Source organism: Tamlana sp. 2_MG-2023, assembly GCF_030548465.1.
Taxonomy (GTDB): domain Bacteria; phylum Bacteroidota; class Bacteroidia; order Flavobacteriales; family Flavobacteriaceae; genus Pseudotamlana.
The window spans coordinates 382,478-402,980 of the sequence record NZ_JAUOSF010000001.1 but is presented as its reverse complement, the minus strand read 5'-3'; the positions used below and the strand labels follow the sequence as shown (position 1 = coordinate 402,980).

Annotated in this window: 15 protein-coding genes; 5 read left to right on the top strand and 10 right to left on the bottom strand. The window is 33.6% G+C overall.

Annotated features, from left to right (window positions below):
* The gene (locus Q4566_RS01850; RefSeq protein WP_303417671.1) at positions 1-660 is read left to right on the top strand and encodes an alpha/beta hydrolase; all 660 of its coding nucleotides are present in this window, start codon (positions 1-3) and stop codon (positions 658-660) included.
* A gap of 99 nt (positions 661-759) precedes the next feature.
* Positions 760-1,635, top strand: a complete 876-nt coding sequence (locus Q4566_RS01845) for an alpha/beta hydrolase (RefSeq protein ID WP_303417669.1) — start codon at positions 760-762, stop codon at positions 1,633-1,635.
* 249 nt (positions 1,636-1,884) lie between these two features.
* Here the strand turns inward: Q4566_RS01845 and Q4566_RS01840 are convergent, their stop codons facing one another.
* A complete protein-coding gene (locus tag Q4566_RS01840) occupies positions 1,885-2,856 on the bottom strand; it encodes a type I phosphomannose isomerase catalytic subunit (protein WP_303417668.1) in 972 nt (323 codons plus the stop codon).
* A 106-nt stretch (positions 2,857-2,962) separates the two neighbouring features.
* Complete coding sequence (locus tag Q4566_RS01835) at positions 2,963-5,338, bottom strand: outer membrane beta-barrel family protein (RefSeq protein ID WP_303417666.1); 2,376 nt, start codon at positions 5,336-5,338, stop codon at positions 2,963-2,965.
* 238 nt (positions 5,339-5,576) lie between these two features.
* On the opposite strand from Q4566_RS01835, the gene Q4566_RS01830 reads away from it, so the two are divergent.
* Both Q4566_RS01830 and Q4566_RS01825 read left to right on the top strand, forming a co-directional pair.
* The gene (locus Q4566_RS01830) at positions 5,577-6,611 is read left to right on the top strand and encodes a sensor histidine kinase (RefSeq protein WP_303417664.1); all 1,035 of its coding nucleotides are present in this window, start codon (positions 5,577-5,579) and stop codon (positions 6,609-6,611) included.
* On the top strand, positions 6,608-7,294 hold the full coding sequence (locus tag Q4566_RS01825; protein WP_303417662.1) for a LytTR family DNA-binding domain-containing protein: 687 nt from the start codon (positions 6,608-6,610) through the stop codon (positions 7,292-7,294). Before Q4566_RS01830 ends, Q4566_RS01825 begins: the two co-directional genes overlap by 4 nt.
* Before the next feature lie 438 nt (positions 7,295-7,732).
* On the opposite strand, the gene secDF is transcribed toward Q4566_RS01825, so the two are convergent.
* The 3 genes from secDF to Q4566_RS01810 form a co-directional block, all read right to left on the bottom strand.
* Positions 7,733-10,732: a protein translocase subunit SecDF gene (gene secDF, locus Q4566_RS01820; RefSeq protein WP_303417660.1), complete on the bottom strand. Its 3,000-nt coding sequence runs from the start codon at positions 10,730-10,732 to the stop codon at positions 7,733-7,735.
* A 187-nt stretch (positions 10,733-10,919) separates the two neighbouring features.
* Complete coding sequence (locus Q4566_RS01815; RefSeq protein ID WP_303417658.1) at positions 10,920-11,534, bottom strand: hypothetical protein; 615 nt, start codon at positions 11,532-11,534, stop codon at positions 10,920-10,922.
* 124 nt (positions 11,535-11,658) lie between these two features.
* Positions 11,659-12,738 (bottom strand): acyltransferase, encoded by a 1,080-nt coding sequence (locus Q4566_RS01810; protein ID WP_303417656.1) that lies wholly within the window; start codon positions 12,736-12,738, stop codon positions 11,659-11,661.
* A gap of 334 nt (positions 12,739-13,072) precedes the next feature.
* Between Q4566_RS01810 and Q4566_RS01805 the strand changes: the two genes are divergently transcribed.
* The gene (locus Q4566_RS01805; protein WP_303417654.1) at positions 13,073-17,173 is read left to right on the top strand and encodes a LamG-like jellyroll fold domain-containing protein; all 4,101 of its coding nucleotides are present in this window, start codon (positions 13,073-13,075) and stop codon (positions 17,171-17,173) included.
* A gap of 35 nt (positions 17,174-17,208) precedes the next feature.
* On the opposite strand, the gene hisS is transcribed toward Q4566_RS01805, so the two are convergent.
* The 5 genes from hisS to rpsF form a co-directional block, all read right to left on the bottom strand.
* On the bottom strand, positions 17,209-18,591 hold the full coding sequence (gene hisS, locus Q4566_RS01800; protein WP_303417652.1) for a histidine--tRNA ligase: 1,383 nt from the start codon (positions 18,589-18,591) through the stop codon (positions 17,209-17,211).
* Positions 18,592-18,716: 125 nt separating this feature from the next.
* Complete coding sequence (locus tag Q4566_RS01795) at positions 18,717-19,184, bottom strand: DUF6495 family protein (RefSeq protein ID WP_303417650.1); 468 nt, start codon at positions 19,182-19,184, stop codon at positions 18,717-18,719.
* A 168-nt stretch (positions 19,185-19,352) separates the two neighbouring features.
* Positions 19,353-19,796: a 50S ribosomal protein L9 gene (gene rplI / locus Q4566_RS01790; protein WP_303417648.1), complete on the bottom strand. Its 444-nt coding sequence runs from the start codon at positions 19,794-19,796 to the stop codon at positions 19,353-19,355.
* Between the two features lie 13 nt (positions 19,797-19,809).
* Positions 19,810-20,106 (bottom strand): 30S ribosomal protein S18, encoded by a 297-nt coding sequence (gene rpsR / locus Q4566_RS01785; RefSeq protein WP_019388303.1) that lies wholly within the window; start codon positions 20,104-20,106, stop codon positions 19,810-19,812.
* Positions 20,107-20,108: 2 nt separating this feature from the next.
* Entirely contained in the window at positions 20,109-20,447 is a 339-nt protein-coding gene (gene rpsF / locus Q4566_RS01780) for a 30S ribosomal protein S6 (RefSeq protein ID WP_216068231.1), read from the bottom strand.
* Between the last annotated feature and the right edge of the window lie 56 nt (positions 20,448-20,503).

Below are 20,503 nucleotides of genomic sequence, written 5' to 3'. Positions count from 1 at the left end.
ATGGCAAACACATCCCTTTCATTAGAACACGTTATAAGAAAATCAAGTTTAACTGAAAATGCACCGTTATTAATCATGATGCATGGATATGGTAGTGATGAAAATGATTTGTTTTCATTTGCTACAGAGCTTCCAGAAGAACTATTTATCATTTCAGTAAAAGCGCCTTACCCAATGCAACCTTTCGGTAATGCCTGGTATGCCATCAATTTTGATGCTGAAAAAGGCAAATGGAACGATATCGAACAAGCTAAACAATCCCGTGATTTAATCGCGAACTTTATTGATGAAGCTATTGCTGCTTACCCTGTAAACAAGGATAATGTGTCTCTTTTAGGTTTTAGTCAAGGAAGTATTTTGAGTTATGGTGTAGCACTAACATACCCTGAAAAAGTAAAGAATATTGTCGCTTTAAGTGGGTATTTAGTTCACGATATTTTTCCTGAAGATTTAGAAAGTAAAGACTATTCGAATTTAGATTTTTATTGCTCGCATGGTAGCGTAGACCAAGTTATTTCTATTGATTGGGCCAGACAAACGACTCCATTTTTAAACCAACTCAACATTAAAAATCAGTATTCGGAGTTTCCTGTAGGTCATGGCGTAGCGCCTCAGAACTTTTTCGAGTTTAAGGAATGGCTAACAAAGCGTATTGGCTAATTACTTTTCTCATTTAACCTTCGTGGTTTCTATAACTCTATACATTCCATAAAAAGAATCTTATTGTATAATCTGATTAATCAAAATTTAAAGATTCTAATGAAAAGCTTTATTCCTTTAATTATTTTTTTGATCAGTTTTAGTTTTCAGGGCTGTGCTCAAAAACAAAACTTTTCTAAGGTTAAATACCCTGAAGGTTATAAAGCTCAAATTGATGTTGTTTACACCAAGGTCAATGGCTGGGAAGGCCGTATAGATTTATACACCAATCCAAAGGCTACGCAGCCAACGCCTATTGTTATTAACATTCATGGTGGAGGCTGGAATCATGGTAACAAAGAATCTCAAACTGCTTATGGCTCATTTTTTAAAAATGGTTATGCCGTAGCTAATGTAGAATATCGTCTAACTAACGTTGCACCTGCTCCAGCAGCGATTGAAGATGTGAGGTGTGCTTTAATCTACATCCATAAAAATGCCAAATCCTTAAATGTAGACCCAAGTAAAATTGTAGTTATGGGAGGCTCCGCTGGGGCACATTTAGCCCTTATGACTGGATTATTAGGAAATGATACAACTTTTGATTCCAATTGTAAATACAGTGGTAATATAAAAGTAGCCGCGATAATAGATAAATATGCGCCCACAGATTTAACTATTTTACACAAAGTGGGGTCTTCAAAAGAATGGCTAAGTGGGAATTATCTTGACAGGGACTTTGTAGCATCTGTTTCTCCCCTTTATTACATCACAAAAGACAGTCCGCCAATCATTATCGTTCATGGCGATAAAGACCCTACGGTACCTTATTCCCAATCCGTAAAACTTTATAAAAAGTTACAGGAAAATCATGTGAAAAGTGAATTCATTACGATTAAAAATGGAAAACATGGTGGTTTTTCAAAGTCCCAAAAAACATATTTCACTAAAAAATTGTGGGTGTTTTTAAAAGAACTAGGGTTAACGAATGAATAAACTCTTTCTTTTATAGCTGTAAAAAAATAAAAAAAGCCCAAACAATTTGCTTGAGCTTCTAATATTCTAAAATTTTATTTTGTGTATCCGTTTTGTAACCTAAACATTGTATTTACGTCATTCCGAATTTATTTCGGAATCTCATAAAGCTGATAATTAATATATTGTGATGAGAACCTGAAACAAGTTCAGGTTGACGATAACAATTATGTCACATTACGGATAATCAGAAATTTTTCAATGCTAACATTACATAAAAACCTCAATACATTTCGCACCATCAGATTTAAGTGTTACCGAATCAATTGCTGCTGGTAACAATATGGTTTCTCCAGTTTTAATGGTATCATTTGAATTGTTGCAATGAAGTTCCAAAGTCCCTTCTACACATATGTAAATAACGAAGGAATCTAAAGTGCTGTAATCACGATTTAATTCGCCATCAACCTCTATAATATTGGTTTTAAAATATGGAGAATTCACTAAAGTATTAGTCTCGTTTTTACCTATTTCATACGATGTTCTATAGTTATCATGTACTTTATAATCTAAAACATCTATAGCTAAATCGTTATGTAAGTCACGTTTTTCTCCTGTTTTAGCATCTACCCTATCATAATCGTAAATACGGTAAGTTACATCTGAAGTTTGTTGAATTTCGGCTAATAAAACACCCGCACCAATAGCATGCACACGCCCAGTTGGTATATAAAAGGTATCACCACTTTTCACATTTTCATGATGCATAACATCTAAAATAGTATTATTTTCAAGATGTTTTTTATAGTCTTCCTGAGAAACCTCCTGATCAAACCCCACAATAAGCTCTGAGTTTTCATCGGCTTGCATCACGTACCACATTTCATTTTTACCAAATGAATTATGACGTTCTTTAGCGATTTCATTGCTTGGATGCACTTGTATAGAAAGTGGTGTTTTAGCGTCTATAAATTTTATAAGTAGCGGAAAATCATTTCCAAACTCTTTATAAACCTTTTCTCCTACAAAATCACCTTTATATTCTGAAATTAAATCTTTAAGTGTTTTTCCTTGTAAATTTCCTTGAGTAACTTCAGTTTCGTCACCAGGCACATCTGAAATCTCCCAAGATTCACCAATATTCTCTTCTGTATACTCTTTTAGTAATTCGGTTTTCAGTTTCTCACCGCCCCAAATTCTATATTTAAATAATGGTGAAAATTTTAAAGGATATAATTTCATACTAATGTAGGTTTATGTTAAAGTAAGTTGTTTACACAAAATTACATATTTTAAAAAAACCTTTTCATGTGTTTTAGCAGGAAATATCTAATGAATTTATAAAAATCTAGCGTCTTCCACCAGAATACTCCATGGCATCGCCTTTTCCGAAGCCGTAGCTAAATCCGAAGGTTACAAAGCGTCCGCGTTGTCTATGACTATAAGCTTCAAAATCATCTTGAATGGTAACACTTTCATTATATCGTGATTCAAACACATCACGCACACTCATGCTAACAACACCTTTTCCTTTTAAAATCTTTTTACGTAGACCTAAGTCTAAAAAGGCAATAGCGCTCACTTCGCTTTGTAGCGTACGGTAAGCGGAATTATAATTAGAAGTGGCTTCAAAATCAATATCAGCAGGTAATCTTAATTTGGCTAAAATTTTATAATTCCATTGGTTACCTTTAAAATCAAATACTGTTGACTCGTAACTACCCTCACGCGTAAAATGATTGTAATTAAAATCGACATTAAAGCTTAACCAGTTTACAGGAGCAAATTTGGTATTAAACTCAATACCTACTGTACTATTGGTTCCAATATTTTCAGGACGTGTAACAATAACATTATCAACCGACGTTTGTACGCGTTCAATCACCTCTGAGGTATACCTATGGAATAAACCAAAGTTTAAGGATGTCTTACCAACATCAAAAATACTGGTAATCTCATAAGAATCTGTGAATTCTGGCTGTAAATCTGGATTTCCTTGACGAATATTAAAGTTATTTCTTATGTTAAAAAACGGATTTAAATCCCAGAGTCTTGGTCGGTAAATACGGTTAGAATACCCTGCTTGTAACGACACTGCATCTGAAACTTTATAAGAGGTATGAATGCTAGGAAACAGGTTGGAATAATCCTGACTGTTATCTTCATCGGTATCTACTAAGTAAGTATCTACCTGAGTATATTCGTATCTTAACCCAGGTTTAACACCCCATTTTCCATTCTTGTATGCTCCGGTAGCATAAATACCTAGCACATTTTGATCAAACTCAAAAACATTGGTAAGTCCTAAATTCGTTTCATAATTACCATTTATCAAATCCTGAACTTCATAATCGTTGCTTACATCATTAATCACATATTGCGCACCGGTTTCCATACTCCATTTTTCCGAAAACGGCTTGGTATAATCTATTTTAAACGTATACGTATTTTCACCAAACTCGGTTCTGGTTTTTTGAGAAGCATCTCTATCATCTCCAGAAATGGTTTCGTCGGTGAATGTGGAGTTTTGATCCTTGCTAAAAGAACGTCCCGTAGCACTAATTAATAAATCATGATCTTCATGATCTTTAAAATCTCTTTTATATTGCAGTTCGTATTGCCATTTCGGATTAGAAGCTTCAGTTGTTTCAGAACGCTTCCACTCAGAATCTAAGTTATCATTAACATCAAATAACTGGTAATTATTATCAGAAGGCTGATCTTCATCTTCAAAAGCATAATTCCCCGAAAGGGTGAATACATTATCATCATTTAGGTAATAATCAGTTCCTAAGGTGATGGTATAAAATTTCTCGTTTCTATATTCATCACCAATATTATAAAGGGTAGTATTGTTTATTAAATCTTCGTTGATATACTCATTATCTTGTGGTCTTGAACGTCGCCCTAAACCCATTTGTGTAAATAAGTTGAATTTCTCTGAACGTTTATTTAAACTCACACCAACGCTGTTATTATCAGGTACACCCGCATTTAAACTTACCGAACCATTAACCCCTTTACGTTCTTCTTTTTTGATGATAATATTAATAATTCCTGAAGTTCCTTCAGCTTCATATTTTGCAGAAGGGTTTGTAATTACTTCAATTTTTTCAATCATATCGGAAGTAATACTTCCTAAAGAACCAGAATCTTCTGTCAAAATAGAAGGTTTTCCATTGATTAATACCTGAACCCCTTGACTGCCTCGCAAACTGATGTCACCATCAATATTCACACTTACTGAAGGCACATTACCTAACACTTCTAAGGCACTCGCACCTGTGTTACTAATATCTCTTCCTACATTAAAAACACGTTTATCCAGCTTAAATTCGTTTCTTGACACCTCTGCTCTAACGACTACTTCATTCAATTGTTCAGTATCTTCAGTTAAAAGCACCACACCAAGGTTTACTTTGTTGTTCTTTACTTCAAACTGTTTAATAGATTTAGAAATAAAACCCATATAGCTCACTTGAACATAAAAATTACTAACCTCAGTCTCTAACGTAAATTTCCCATTGTCTTCGGTAATAGAACCTGAAAGCGCCTCATTAGTAGCACTGTCTACTACCGCTACAGTTGCAAACGCTAACGGTTGCTTGCTGTTTTCTTCTACAACCTGCCCCTTTATTTGAATATTTTGAGCAGCACTTGTAAAGCCTAATAACAAGGTTAAACTTAATGTTAAAAGCGTTGAAGATGTTTTTAAATGTATCATTCCTAAAGTTTGGTTTGTGCAAAAATGTCCATTTTATTTCGAAAAGTTAGATTGTATTCTGTAAACGACAATTTCTTTCCAGTGAACAGCAGGTACGCACGAAAAATCCCATTGGACTTGGCGTTTATGAGGTCTTAAATCTTTATCTGAATTAAAACCCAATTACGTTTGCATGCTTATTACTGCTGTTTACAGAAACCACTTTTTATTATTGTGGTTTATATTGTAATTTCGGAACATGCTAAAAGAAAGGACTTTTAAAAAAATAACTTTAAGGGAAATACTGTTCCAAATCGTATTACATGCACTTGTGTTTATTTTTTACGCTTACGACGGAAAAACAAGAACATTTGATTTTGAAGCTTACCGTATATCCTCGTTTTTCAATTACGCCTTAGCTGGATTGATGATTAGTTACATTTTAATCCCAACATTTTTTTACAAGAAGAAATATTTAATTTTTAGTTTAAATTTAATTTTAGTCATCGTTATTGTTATTCTTACTGAAGAATTTATACTTGAAAAAATGTTTTTCCCAAATACGAAGCGCTCCAACTCCTTCCCTGGTGTGTTTTATATGCTTGCTGATATTCTACCGATTATCACGATTTTATCGGGCTTTAAATTTACCTGGGATGCTATTGTAAAACAACGTCAGGTTGAAAAATTAACCTCTCACATTCAAGAAAGTGAACTTCAGTTTTTAAAATCGCAAATCAATCCACATTTTCTATTCAATAATCTGAACAATTTATATTCTTACGCCATTGAATCGTCGCCAAAAACACCCGTAATCATTTTAGAGTTAAGCTCTGTTTTAAGGTATATGCTTTATGAATGTAAAGCGCGTTACGTTTCAATCGTCAAGGAAATCGAACATTTAAAAAACTTTACGCAGCTTAATGAGCTTCAAATAGAAGAACGTGGCGTTATTAATTTTTCTTCGGAAAATATTAATTCTCAATATGAAATTGCCCCGCTTATTTTAGTGGTTTTTATTGAAAACGCCTTTAAACACAGTCAGTCAGCGCAATCTGAAAACATTGAAATTGACATTAAAATTTCAATGGAAGACGATCTACTTCATTTTCACTGTAGAAATAATTTCATGCCTTTCAATAAACCAGATAACCTAACACATGGCATTGGTTTAAAAAACGTAAAAAAACGTTTAAATTTACTTTATCCAAATGCTCATGAATTAACAATAAGTGATTCTGATAACGTCTACGATATTCAATTAACTTTAAAGCTTCATAAAATAGCCGAATGATAACTTGTATTATAATTGAAGACCAACCGCCAGCACAACGTATTTTAAAAAAATACATTAGTGACGTGGACTTCCTTACTTTAAAAGGTGTGTTTTCGGATGCGATTCAGGCTATAGAATTTCTAAAAACAGAAGCTATCGATTTGATGTTTCTAGATATTCATTTACCTAAAATTTCTGGTATTGAATTTCTTAAGAGCTCTAACAATGTTCCGCAAGTGATATTAACCACGGCGTTTTCAGAATATGCTTTAGAAAGTTACGAACTTAATGTGGTTGATTATTTATTGAAACCTTTTTCGTTTCAGCGGTTTTTTCAGGCGGTTTCAAAAGTACCTTCAAAAGAACCAGAAAACACATCCGAAGCACCTAAGGAAATCTTTATCAAATCAGGCTACGAGCACATCAAAATCATTATTGATGATATTTTATTTATTGAATCGGACTCAGATTATACTGAAATCATCACTGCTCATAAAAAATACTTATCACACGAACCTTTACGCCATTGGATTGAAGTTCTACCTCAAAATCAATTTTACCGTATACACAAGTCTTATATTTTAAACATTCAGAAAATAGAGAAACTGGTAAGTAATTTGGTGTATTTACAAGGTAATTTTAAAATCCCTATGGGACGTGCTTACAAGGATCACTTCACGAAAAATATATTAAAGCTATAAACTAGTTATTGGTTTTTGGGTGTTGGTTTCTGGATGCTTACTCTTGTTTAGCTATAACACGGAGATGCACAGAGGATTTCACAGAGAGACACCAAGCTTATTTTTGACACGAATTTTCACGAATTCTCACTAATTTTCATGCGCTACACCTTGGCGGCTTAGTGCTTTGGCGAGAAATCATGTTGCTTGTTGGATGCTTACTCTTGCGTGGCTATTACACAGAGCTTCGCTGAGATTTCACAGAGTTACACTGAGGTTTTTTTCGCATCTCAGAACAAATTGAAATGCCTAAATAGTCTTGACCATTTTTAATTATTAATTTTTCACTATTAATTATTACGCCTAGCACCTTGGCGAGAAATTATATTACTTGTTAGAAAATAAAAAAAGCCTGTTAACTTTCGCTAACAGGCTTACAATTTATAAGTATGCTAATTTCTAGCTTTCTAGAACTGCTTTCTTTTTGTTTGATTTATCAACTGTTTCATACATAACAGGAGTTGCGATAAATAATGATGAATACGTACCAACGATAACACCAACTATTAAGGCAAACATAAATCCTCTAATAGAATCTCCACCAAAAATAAAGATGGCTAATAACACGACTAACGTTGTTAAAGAAGTATTTAATGTTCTACTTAAAGTACTACTTAAAGATACATCTACAACCTTATCAAAATGCCATGATGTGTGCTCGTTAAGATATTCACGAACTCTATCGAATACGACCACCGTATCATTTAATGAGTAACCAATTACCGTTAGTATCGCGGCTATAAATGCTTGGTTAATTTCCATGTTAAATGGCATGAATTTGTAAGTTAAAGAGAACACACCCAATACAATAACAACATCGTGGAATACTGCGATTACAGCTCCTAAAGAGAATTGCCATTTCTTAAAACGGAATAAGATGTATAAGAACACAACAATTAATGACCCTAATACAGCCCATAAAGAAGCTTGTTTGATATCATCTGCAATTGTTGGCGATACTTTATAAGTTTCTAATAAACCAACTTGCTTGTTTTCATCATTTAAATCGATGAATTCTTCATATGAAATCCCTTCTAAATATGGTACTAAAGCAGTGTATAGTTTTGATCTAATCTCTTCATCAGCCTCTGTACCAGTTTCATTTACTTTATGTTTTGTCGTAATTTTTAATTGGTTAGAAGAACCAAACGTTTTAGCGTCTGCACTACCAAATACAGCAGGATCAGATAAAACATTTGTAATTTCTGAAGAAGAAACAGCCTGTGCAAAACGTACTTGATACGTTCTACCTCCAACGAAATCGACACCTTGATCTAGACCATTAGTTAATAAAGAACCAATAGATAATACGATTAAAGAACCAGAAATGATGTAAGCAATTTTACGTTTCTTTAAGAATTCAATATTGATATTTCTGAAAAGGTTTTTAGTAAGTCCTGTTGAGAACTCTAATTTACCACCTTTATTTGCGTACCAATCAATTAATAATCTTGTAATAAAGATTGCTGTAAATAAAGACGTTGCGATACCAATTAATAACGTCGTTGCGAAACCTTTAATTGGTCCTGTACCGAATACAAATAAAATCAAGGCTGTTAAACCAGTTGTAATATTCGCATCTAAGATAGAAGATAAAGCATTTCCAAATCCGTCTTTAATAGCTTCTGCTTGCCCCTTACCTTTAGATAATTCTTCTCGAATACGCTCGAAGATAAGTACGTTGGCATCCACAGACATACCAATAGTTAACACGATACCAGCAATACCAGGCAAGGTTAACACGGCGCCTAATCCAGATAATACACCAAAAATTAATAGGATGTTTAATAACATCGCGATATCTGCAAATCCACCAGATTTTCCGTAATAGAAAACCATCCATAATAATACTAATGCTAATGCAATCATGAAAGACATGGTTCCACTTTCAATGGCTTCTTTACCTAAAGAAGGTCCAACAACTTCACTAGAAATAATATCTGCAGAAGCAGGTAATTTACCAGCACGTAATACGTTTGCTAAATCGATCGCTTCGTTTAAACTAAAATCTCCAGAGATAGAAGAACTACCACCTGCAATAGGACCAGTTGTTACACCTGGCGCAGAATATACCACGTTATCTAAAACAATAGCAATCTGACTTCCTTGTGCATATGCGTTTCCGGTCATTTCTTCCCAAATCTTAGCTCCTTTTGCATTCATTTGCATAGAAACTTCAGATTTTCCAACAGCACTAAATTGGTTTCTAGCGTCTGTTACTACATCGCCACTTAATGGTGGAATATTTTCTCTGTTACCAACTAAGGCATATAAATCTACTAACTCACTATTTTTTTCTGGCTTACCAAAAGCGAATCTTACGTAACGTTGTTCTGATGGTAATAAAGCTCTAACTTCTTTTTTGTTTAAGTAATCAAGAACAGTCGCTTTATCTTTAATTTCAAATTTTGCAATAATTGGTCCACCTGGGTAACCTTGACCTCTAATTAAATCGAAAATAGGGTTTACAGCAGCAACTGCAGTAGAATCTGTTTCAGCATCACCTAATAAATCATCAATTTGAGAAGATTGCGCATCTTCTTCATCTTCAGACTTAGCTTCACCTGCATCAGATTTAGGGTTAACAATATCTTTTAATGTTTCGTTAGCTTGTGCTAAAAACGGAAAGAATTGCTCCCCTTTGTAAGCATCCCAAAATTCTAATTGGGCTGTACTTTGTAATAAACTTGTAGCACGTTCAACATCTTTAACCCCTGGTAATTCAACAAGAATACGACCAGATGTCCCTAAACGTTGAATGTTAGGTGACGTTACACCAAACTCATCAATACGCTTACGTAATACTTCGAATGCAGAAACGATAGACTCGTCAATTTTTCTTTCGATAACCACTTTTACATCATCGTCAGACATACTTCCGTCGATTTCACCATCTAGTGCTTTCGTGTAAAAAATATCTGGAGATGCTAATTTTGTATCGCCTTTAATAGCATCAAAAGCTGTAAAGAAATCTTCTAAATAGGTGTTTTGCCCATTTTTTTGAAGTTCTGTAGCATCTTCTAAAGCTTTATTAAAAGTAGGATCGGCTGTATTGTTTGCTAATCCTTTTAAGATGTCATTTACAGAAACTTGAAGAATAACGTTAATACCACCTTTTAAGTCAAGACCTAAATTCATGGCCTTTTGTTTCACTTCGTTATAAGTGAATTTTGCGATACCCATATGATATACGGTATCTGTAGCGATAGATTGCAAGTAGTTAGATTCCTCTTGACTACGTTTCGCGTGATAATTTTCTTCTGAAGATGGAATTTTAGCAGCAGCTAATTCCACAGCTTCTTTTTCAATTTGATTTGCTTTGAATGTGAATGATAATTGATAAATACTTACCAAACCAAACAATAAAGCAAACAATTTTACTAGTCCTTTGTTTTGCATTATATAATTTTTACGTCAATTTTTTAATCGGGCAAATATAGAATTTACCTTAATATTTGACAATGTTTTATGAATTAAGATTTTAGGCTTCAATTTCTAACTTAATGAAGCGTAATTTGAGTTTTAAAAAAGTGAAGAATTCTGTGTATTGTAGTACCTATTAACAAGTGTGACACAGTAAATTCTTTTAACTCAAGGGGCCCGCCCTAACCTCTGGAATCGCATGTAAATCTTCACCTATAGTAAATGTAACATGCTCACGTACTTTATAAGTTGTTTTATAAACCGAACTGGCGTTTATATATTCTAAATCGCCAGAGGATATACTTGTATTTGGATCTAAAAAACGATCACTTTTAGTTTCAACTTGTAATACGATATTACCATCGAAATCCCAACCAGTATCATTAGCCGATTGTATTTCATAGATGTCTAAGTTGTATTTAAGGATTGAATCATCTATAGGCGATTCACCAGAAGGTGTTTCATTATTAGCAAAAGAAAGTGCTAAGTAATCTTCATTAGTAAAAGCCCTTTTTATGCTAGAAACATCGGCATCACTGTAATAGCTTATTTTTAGCTTTCCGTTTTCTTGAGCTTTTACTTTTATATGGCTTCCACCGGCAGCAAGCAATTGATTTTTAACCACCTCAATTGTATGTTGCACCTCATGTGATGTTAATTCAACATCTGTAAACTGCAGTACAATTTCCTGATTAGGCACCGCTATTTGTTGTTGTGAAACAACTCCAAATAAGGTTAAAGTAAAAATTAACGCGCTAACGCACCATCTTGCTCTCATGGCGCCAAATATAAAAAAATAAAGACTTTATTACTACTGTCTTTGAAGAATTATGATTTTAATTGAGAACAATATATCATTTTAATATTTTAAGTGGTTTTCCTGATTTAAGAAAAAATAAAAATCACTTTTTAGTGCCATAACCTATAAGCATCAAAGAATACTTTGGAAAGACCTTGACTATAATTTTGGCTAAAACAACACTTGATACAACAATTAATACGGTAAAAAACACATAAGCCAACCAAGGAAACTTAATATAATGTATAAATGAATCATGAATCACAAATAAAAAATTAAGAATATATCCATGCAAAAAGAAAATAGGAAAACTAATTTTTGCTAATGTGTCTATAAAGGGATGCTTATAATCTTCAAACCTATGCAACCATACCATAAAGAACAAACACATAGCTAGTTTCTGAAATAACATAAGATCTATAGTTCCATTGATTTCATTAAAATCGGCATGATAATTACCTGTATAACCTAAATAGGCCTGATAAATAGCTAAACCTAACACCAACAACAACAAGTACAAATCCCTATTGTTTAACCACTTATAAATATGATCTTTATACTTAGCGCAAAGCATTCCTAATAAATAAATAGGCGTAAAATAAACCAAAGAATGTATAGCTTGATATGCTCTAATTTTTTCATAAGGCCTATGAATAAACATGGCTATTGTTAACAAAACAACTATAATTATAACTTGATAATTCAGTTTTAATTTAATAAACTTTATATGTAAAGGTGATAATAAAAATAACAACATGGCAAACGGTATGTACCAATAGGCTACCATATGTCCGCCACTTATTAAGTATTTAATTATTGAAATTAAATAATGTGCAATAGAATCATTTGCTAAGGTATAATTAAGAAAAGTAGCATTCCAATAATCAGGTTTCAACAATAAATATAGAATTATTGGGACTATCGACAAGAAAAGATATGGCAAAAGAATCCGTTTCACTTTGCTCTTTAAAAACGTTTTAAATTCAAAACGTTGATAAAAAATTGTGTAAAACAAAAACCCAGAAATAAACACAAAATTAATAGTTCCTCCAGACACTAAATTCTTAATTACTTTTTCAAAAAAAGTGTTCGTATGAACTAAAGAAACATCAAAGGCATGTGAAGCAACAACAAAAATAATAGCTAAAGCTCTGTAATGATTTATTGAGTTTATAAACTGCATATTTAAGAATAAAAATATTGAAATAAATATACCCCAAACGCATTGAACACTTTAATTTTATAGACTTAAACCCTAAAAAGACGTTATCTTGAGAAATAAGGCACTTTTTTAGGAAAAAAGATCTCAAAAGTTATCATCCTATTATTTATTCAATAGGTAGTTTATTCAATAGAATTCACCTTAAAGCATGAGCACAAACTCTTCTTACGAACTAAATATGAATATCTTAGCGATATAAAAACAACCTCTGTTTTTCCGGTTTATTTGTTTACAAAGAAATTACACCATATATTGCAATACATAACTAGTCCCCTCGCTACTAACCAACTCTCACATGAATAAAACTACCTTCTACCAAAGGTTGCTATTGCCTTTATTTGTATTCTTTTTTACAGCATATTCATTTTCTCAAAACTCGTCTGGTATTTACGATAGTGACGGCGATGGTATTTATGACAATGTAGATATTGATGACGATAATGACGGGATTCCTGATACTGTTGAGGAAAACGCCTGTAGTCTCGCTAGTGGCTCTAATATAACCGAGTTTATCTTTCTTAATGAAACTTTTGGAACAGGCACAGGACGTGGACAAATAGGTGTGAATTCTCCTTATGTTGCTACGACAGGTTACTGCTATGAAGATGGGGTTAAAACTTCACCTAGTGGGTGTAGTGGCAATAATACAAGTGTAAACGATGGAGAATATACGCTTACGAGCCATATAACTAAAGGTGTAGCCGGTGAGCCTGTTGGACCGAACGATGAAGTTGCAACATGGGCGTGGAATGCCTGGGAACCTATTGAAGATCATACCTTTGGAGATACCAATGGTAGAATGGCACTTTTCAACGCCGAAAATGCACCTGGAAATGTTTTCTATAGAACTGAACTTAATGGACTAATTGCTAGTGTTCCTATAACCTATAGCTTTGCTGCAATTAATGTGGACAAGACAACAGGCACAAGAAGCCAGCCCGAAATAACAGTAAACTTTTACGAATCTAATGGTTCTACATTAATAGCAAGTGAAAATACTGGTAAAATTTTCAGGTGCTCACACTTTACAGATACTAATCAAGATGACTCTTCCTGCAGTATTTCAGAATGGCAAGAATATACCTTTTCCCTAACCACTGGGCAAACCACCATTATCGTAGAGTTTGTAAATACAGCACCTGGAGGACTAGGAAATGATTTAGCCCTAGATGACATTATTGTAAAACAATCACTTTGTGACTCGGATGGTGACGGCATTGCGAATGTTTACGATTTGGATTCGGACAATGATGGTATCCCTGATGTTGTTGAAGGCTACTTGGGTATTGCTTCTTTAAGCAACGGTCAAGGCTTCTTAACACTAACTTCAACCAATGATTCTAATCAAGATGGACTTTTAGATAGTTTGAATGGTTATACTATAAACGAATTAATAAATTCAGACACAGACAATACCCCAAATTATCTAGATTTAGATAGTGATAATGATGGTGTATTTGACGTGGATGAAGCTGGATTTACAAATACTATTGGTAGTATAGACTACCAAAATGGAGACGGCGACAGTAACGGGAATGGTTTTGGTGATGGTACAGATTCAGAAACCTTTCAAGGCTCAGCTCCTGGCTATGGCGATGGTATTTTAGATGTTTTTGATTCTAACCCTGGAGCATACGGTATTACCAATCAAGGAACAGGTTCATTTTACGCCTTAAATTCAGATACTGATGGAATACCAGATTACATGGATCCTACAACTGGCTCAGTTCATGATTATTTAGGTGATGATATTCTAGAACAATTAGCTTATACCAATGGTAGGTTGGACGATACTACCGATAGTGATGGTGATGGTATTGTAGCCTCTAGAGATACAAACGACAATCTATTTGGCTCTCCAAGAAACATAGACGGCAGTTACAGCCTATACTTCGATGGAAGAAACGATTATGTAGAAGATGCATCTGTAGATTTTTCAACCGGAACCGGTGGTACTATCATGGCTTTTATCAAAAAAGAAGGCACGAATACTCAAGGAGACAACCAATTAATTGCTGGTAAAAACAACTTTTATTTAAGAATTGATTCCAGCAATAAAATTATTGGTTTTATCGGTGCAAATCGTCTTGAGTCCACAACAACAATCACCGATGGTATTTGGACACATGTCGCTTTCACAACAAAAGCTAACGAAACCAAACTCTATATAAATGGTATTGAGGAAGCTTCTACAGCATCCTTTAGTGGCGTTGATAATTCTGGTGATTTCACTATTGGCAAAGCTGTAGCCACAGATGATCTTTATTTTAGAGGAGAAATGGATGAAGTTCGTATTTTTAATGAAGCCTTAACTTCTGAAGAAATTAAGCGTATAGTGTATCAAGAATTAGATGATGTAAATAATTTCAACAGTGGTAAAAGCCTACCTTTTGTAATATCTGACAATACTTTAGGTGGAAAACTCATTAAATACTATAAAATGGACACCTATACTGGCGCTATCTTAGACGATAAAAAAACTTCAGGTAGAGATGTTACTGGTGCCATCATGTATAATTTTAAAAATATCTACAACCAAAAAGCACCTCTACCTTACGTTACCAAGGCTGATGGAGACTGGACAAATACGAGCACTTGGTTATATGGTGACGAATGGGATATTCATGGTAAAATGAATGACTCATTAGATGCTTCCATTGTTCACATACAGCATGATGTAATTATGGATGGCACTTACGAAACCCAAGGCACCGCCGGTATCATAGTCGATGCAGGAAAAACACTTGAGGTGCCCAATTCTAAGGGGCTTTACAATAGTTTCTCTCTAGAATTAAATGGTACGATTAATTTAATTGACGAATCACAACTCATCCAAACAGAAGGTAGTTTTATAACACCATTTAGCTCAGGAAAATTAAAACGCATACAATACGGCGCATCCAGTGTTTACGAATATAACTATTGGTCTTCCCCTGTAGGTAATGGAGCTAATACTGTTTTAAACGCTCAATATACAGTTGGTGATATTATAAACAATGTAGCTTTTTCTAGTTCTGGGTACAACGGTAAACCTACCCCGGTGACCGTTGCAGATTATTGGATATGGACTTACCCTAATAAACCTGCAAACAATATCAATCTGTGGGAACATGCAAGAAGTAACGGAACAATAAAAGCTGGTGAAGGTTTCACCATGAAAGGTACTGGAGCAAGTAGTTCAACGCAACCTTACCAATTTGAAGGCTTGCCATTTAATGGTGACATAAGTTTAACTATAGATAAAGGCAATGAATATTTGGTTGGTAACCCTTATGCTTCAGCATTAGATACCCATGCTTTTATTGACGACAATTTAAACCTTTCTAACGGAGGAAATAATACGCAAAACATTATAAACGGTGCCATTTATATTTGGGATCATATTTCTACACATTCTCATCAAACTAAAAAATACGAAGGCGGTTATTCTATAATAACTAAAGCAGGTGAAACTGAAGCCATCTCTAACGATACACGTATTAATGTGACCAATGTAAAAGGCAAAACAGCAAAACGCTATATACCCGTTGGGCAAGGTTTTTTCGTATCAACAATAAATTATACACATAAAGATTTAAAAGACGTTGATATTGACGGTGGAAACCTTATTTTTAAAAATAGCCAACGTGCATTTATAAAAGAAACTAGTCCCGATTCTGAGTTCTTAAAAACGACCGATTCAAAATCAAAAAATAATGATTTAAAAATAAGTTCTGATACTCGAGCCAAAATAAGACTAGGCTTTAATTCGCCAGAAGGTTATGTTCGCGAATTATTATTAGGAACCGACGAAAATGCTTCAATAGCATACGATTTAGGTTATGAAGCACCTCTAATTGAATCCAATAGCGAAGATTTATATTGGATGTTTAGTGACGCTAAACTCATCATACAAGCTATACAAAACTTTGATGATGTTAGTTTAAAGCTTCCTTTAGGATTAAAAATTTCAACGGAAGGATTGGCCACTATTAAAATTGATGCCCTAGAAAATATTAACGATCAAACTGAGGTGTATTTATTTGACAATCATTTAAACACCTATCATGATTTAAAAAGTAACGATTTTGAAGTTTATCTAACACCTGGTGAATACAACGACCGTTTCGAAATCAGTTTCTCAACAGATTCCACTTTAAGCAATGAAACTATCGAAGGAAGTCATATTAGTGTATCTTTCAATAATGATAAAGACCGTTTAGTGATTCATAATCCGAATTCTAAACAAATACAAAGTGTCACATTGTTTAATTTATTAGGACAATCTGTTGGTGATTTAAAAATTTCGGAAGATTCAACTTATAATGAATTCAACATCAAACAGCGTACTGGTGTGTACATTGTAAAATTAAAAACCACAGAAGGGGCCATCTCAAAGAAGATTATTGTAAACTAGATAAAACGAAAATTACTTATAAAAAAAGTCCTGAATTAATTTTCAGGACTTTTTACTTTTAATATTAGGTCTTCGATGGAGACTTTATCTTGTTCCCCTGAAATCATATTTTTTAAGGTAAACTGATTGGCCTTTATTTCTTCATCGCCCACTAAAACCACAAACGGAATTTCACGCTTATTGGCATGATTCATTTGTTTTTTCATTTTTGCCGAATCAGGATATAACTCCGCATTAACTCCATTTTTTCTTAAGGCTTTAATCGCTTTCAAACTGAACAAGGCTTCTTTATCACCAAAGTTTATAAATAAAACTTCAACATTTTTATTAACGGTTTCAGGGAATAATCCGAGTTCTTCTAAAACCAGATAAATACGGTCTAGTCCGAAACTTATTCCAACCCCACTCACATCTTTCAATCCGAATATACCAGTTAAATCGTCGTAACGACCACCGCCACCAATAGAACCCATTTGTACGTTTTCTGGCGCAGACACTTCAAAAATAGCACCTGTGTAATAATTTAAACCTCTAGCTAAAGTCACATCCAATTGTAATTTAGCTGCAGATAAACCTAATTCCGAAATCGCGCCATCGATAAATGCCAATTCTTCAATACCTTTTAAACCTTCTTCGGAAGTACTTAAAATACTTTTTAAACTTTCAATTTGAGATTCAAACGTACCAGAAAGTGTAAATAAAGGCTGAAGTTTAGAAATACCTTCTTCTGAAATACCCTTACCTAACATTTCTTCCTTTACCTTCTCCTCGCCTATTTTATCCAATTTATCCAAAGCTACCGTGAAATCAATAAGTTTATCACTAGCTCCAATGACTTCGGCAATTCCAGAAAGTATTTTTCTGTTGTTGATTTTAATCGTAACACCTTCTAATTTTAAGGCTGAAAAAACAGTATCGTAAAGCTGAATAAACTCAACTTCTTGCCACAATGATTTTGACCCCACCACATCGGCATCGCACTGAAAAAACTCTCTAAAACGCCCTTTTTGAGGCCTATCGGCTCTCCAAACTGGTTGAATTTGGTAACGTTTAAAAGGAAATTCAATCTCGTTTTGGTGTTGCACCACGTAACGTGCAAAAGGTACCGTTAAATCGTAACGCAAGGCCTTTTCTGATATTGAAGGTGTTATTTTAGTAGAATCTTTTTCAGCGTAAGCTTGGGCATTGGCTTTGGCTAAAAAATCTCCAGAATTTAATATTTTAAAAATTAAGCGATCGCCTTCATCACCATATTTCCCCATTAGGGTACTAGAATTTTCAAAGCTTGGCGTTTCAATAGGTTGAAAACCGAAAGATTGAAAAGCTCCTCTTATGGTGTTAAAAATATAGTTTCTCTTAGCGACTTGTTCTGGATTAAAATCTCTTGTGCCTTTTGGTATACTTGGTTTTTGAGCCATACAAATGCCTGCGAAGGCAGGTATCTTTTAATTGTTAATAGTAATATTTTCTTGCCCCCACACACAATCACATTAGTAGCTATATGATGCGGACAAACAAAAATACTGGTTTCGTTTTAAATAGTTTAATTAATTATCTTATCAAAATAATTAAACAAATCCCCCTTCGTGATAACAGCACCTTGTTCAATCATTTTAAATTTATCAAGGTTTTTATCGTCTGTATAATCCTTATCAGCTTGTAAAAACTCAACATTATCGTCCATTAAATTATTACGTAGCCACTCGTAACCTTCGGCCGTTGTAATATCTTGATCATTTTTAATGTTCACAACGATAGCTTGCATGTTCTCAGCACCTAATTTAAATAAATACATATGCTGCGCCGAAATATGCTCCATATATTCAGCAGTATTTAAGACGCCTTCCCAAATTAAATCACTAAACACATCCAATTCCATTTCTGCTAAATCGGGTTTGTTTTCTTTTAAATTGGCCCACTCTTCACCTGTAATAGACTGTGTGGCTAAAAAGTTTATAAATTCTTGTTCCAATTCTTCGAATTGTTCTTTTGTAAGTCTTGAATATTTCATTTAAAAAAATCTATGGATAATACCTCTTAAATATGCCTTGTTTCATAAAACAAACCTATTAAAAAAGGCATGCAAATTTATGAAATATCTCTTAGTTCTTAGAAATTATAAAGCATAAAAAAACCACTCGAAATGAGTGGTTTAATTTTATTGTAAAGCGTTTAGCGATTAAGCTTGAGCAACAACTTCGAATTCTAAATCTACAGTTACTTCTCTGTGTAAACGAATAACGGCAGTATATTTACCTAAACGTTTAACTGTAGTAACAGTGATGAATTTTTTCTCAATTGATTGACCTTCTTTTTCTAAAGCTTCAGCTAAATCGATGTTGTTTACAGAACCAAATAATTTGTCTCCTGTTCCAACTTTAGCTGGTATTTTAATTTCTAATGCTTTAAGTGCATCTGCAATCTTATTAGCATCATCAACTATTTTCTTTTCTTTAAAAGCACGTTGCTTTAAGTTCTCAGCTAACACTTTCTTTGCAGAAATAGTTGCTAAAATTGCCTGACCTTGAGGAATTAAAAAGTTTCTACCATAACCGTTCTTAACTGTTACAACATCGTCTTTAAATCCTAAATTTTCAACGTCTTGTTTTAATATAAGTTCCATTGTTATCGGTATTTTATTTTAATAAATCTGCTACATAAGGCATTAAAGCTAAGTGACGCGCTCTTTTTACAGCTACAGACACTTTTCTTTGATACTTTAATGAAGTTCCTGTTAAACGTCTTGGTAAAATTTTACCTTGCTCGTTTACAAACTTTAATAAGAAATCTGGATCTTTATAATCGATATATTTAATACCAGATTTTTTGAAACGACAATATTTCTTTTGCTTATTTGTTTCAATATTAAGAGGCGTTAAATATCTAATTTCGCCGTCTTTTTTTCCTTTTGATTGTTGTTCTATTGATGACATAATTAAGCTTTTTGTTTAAGTTTTTCTCTTCTTCTCTCTGCCCAAGAAACAGCGTGCTTATCTAAAGCTACTGTTAAATAACGCATAAAACGCTCGTCACGTCTAAACTCTACTTCTAAAGCATCAATTACTTCTCCAGATACAGTGTATTGGAATAAGTGATAAAAACCACTTTTCTTGTTTTGAATTGGGTAGGCTAATTTTTTTAGTCCCCAATCTTCTTTAGCTATCATCTTAGCGCCGTTAGAAACAAGAAAATCTTCGTATTTCTTTACTGTTTCCTTTACCTGATCTTCAGATAAAACGGGATTTAAGATGAAAACAGTTTCATAATGATTCATAAAAATCGTATTTTATTGTTAAAAATTGGCTGCAAAAGTAAATAAATTCTATATAT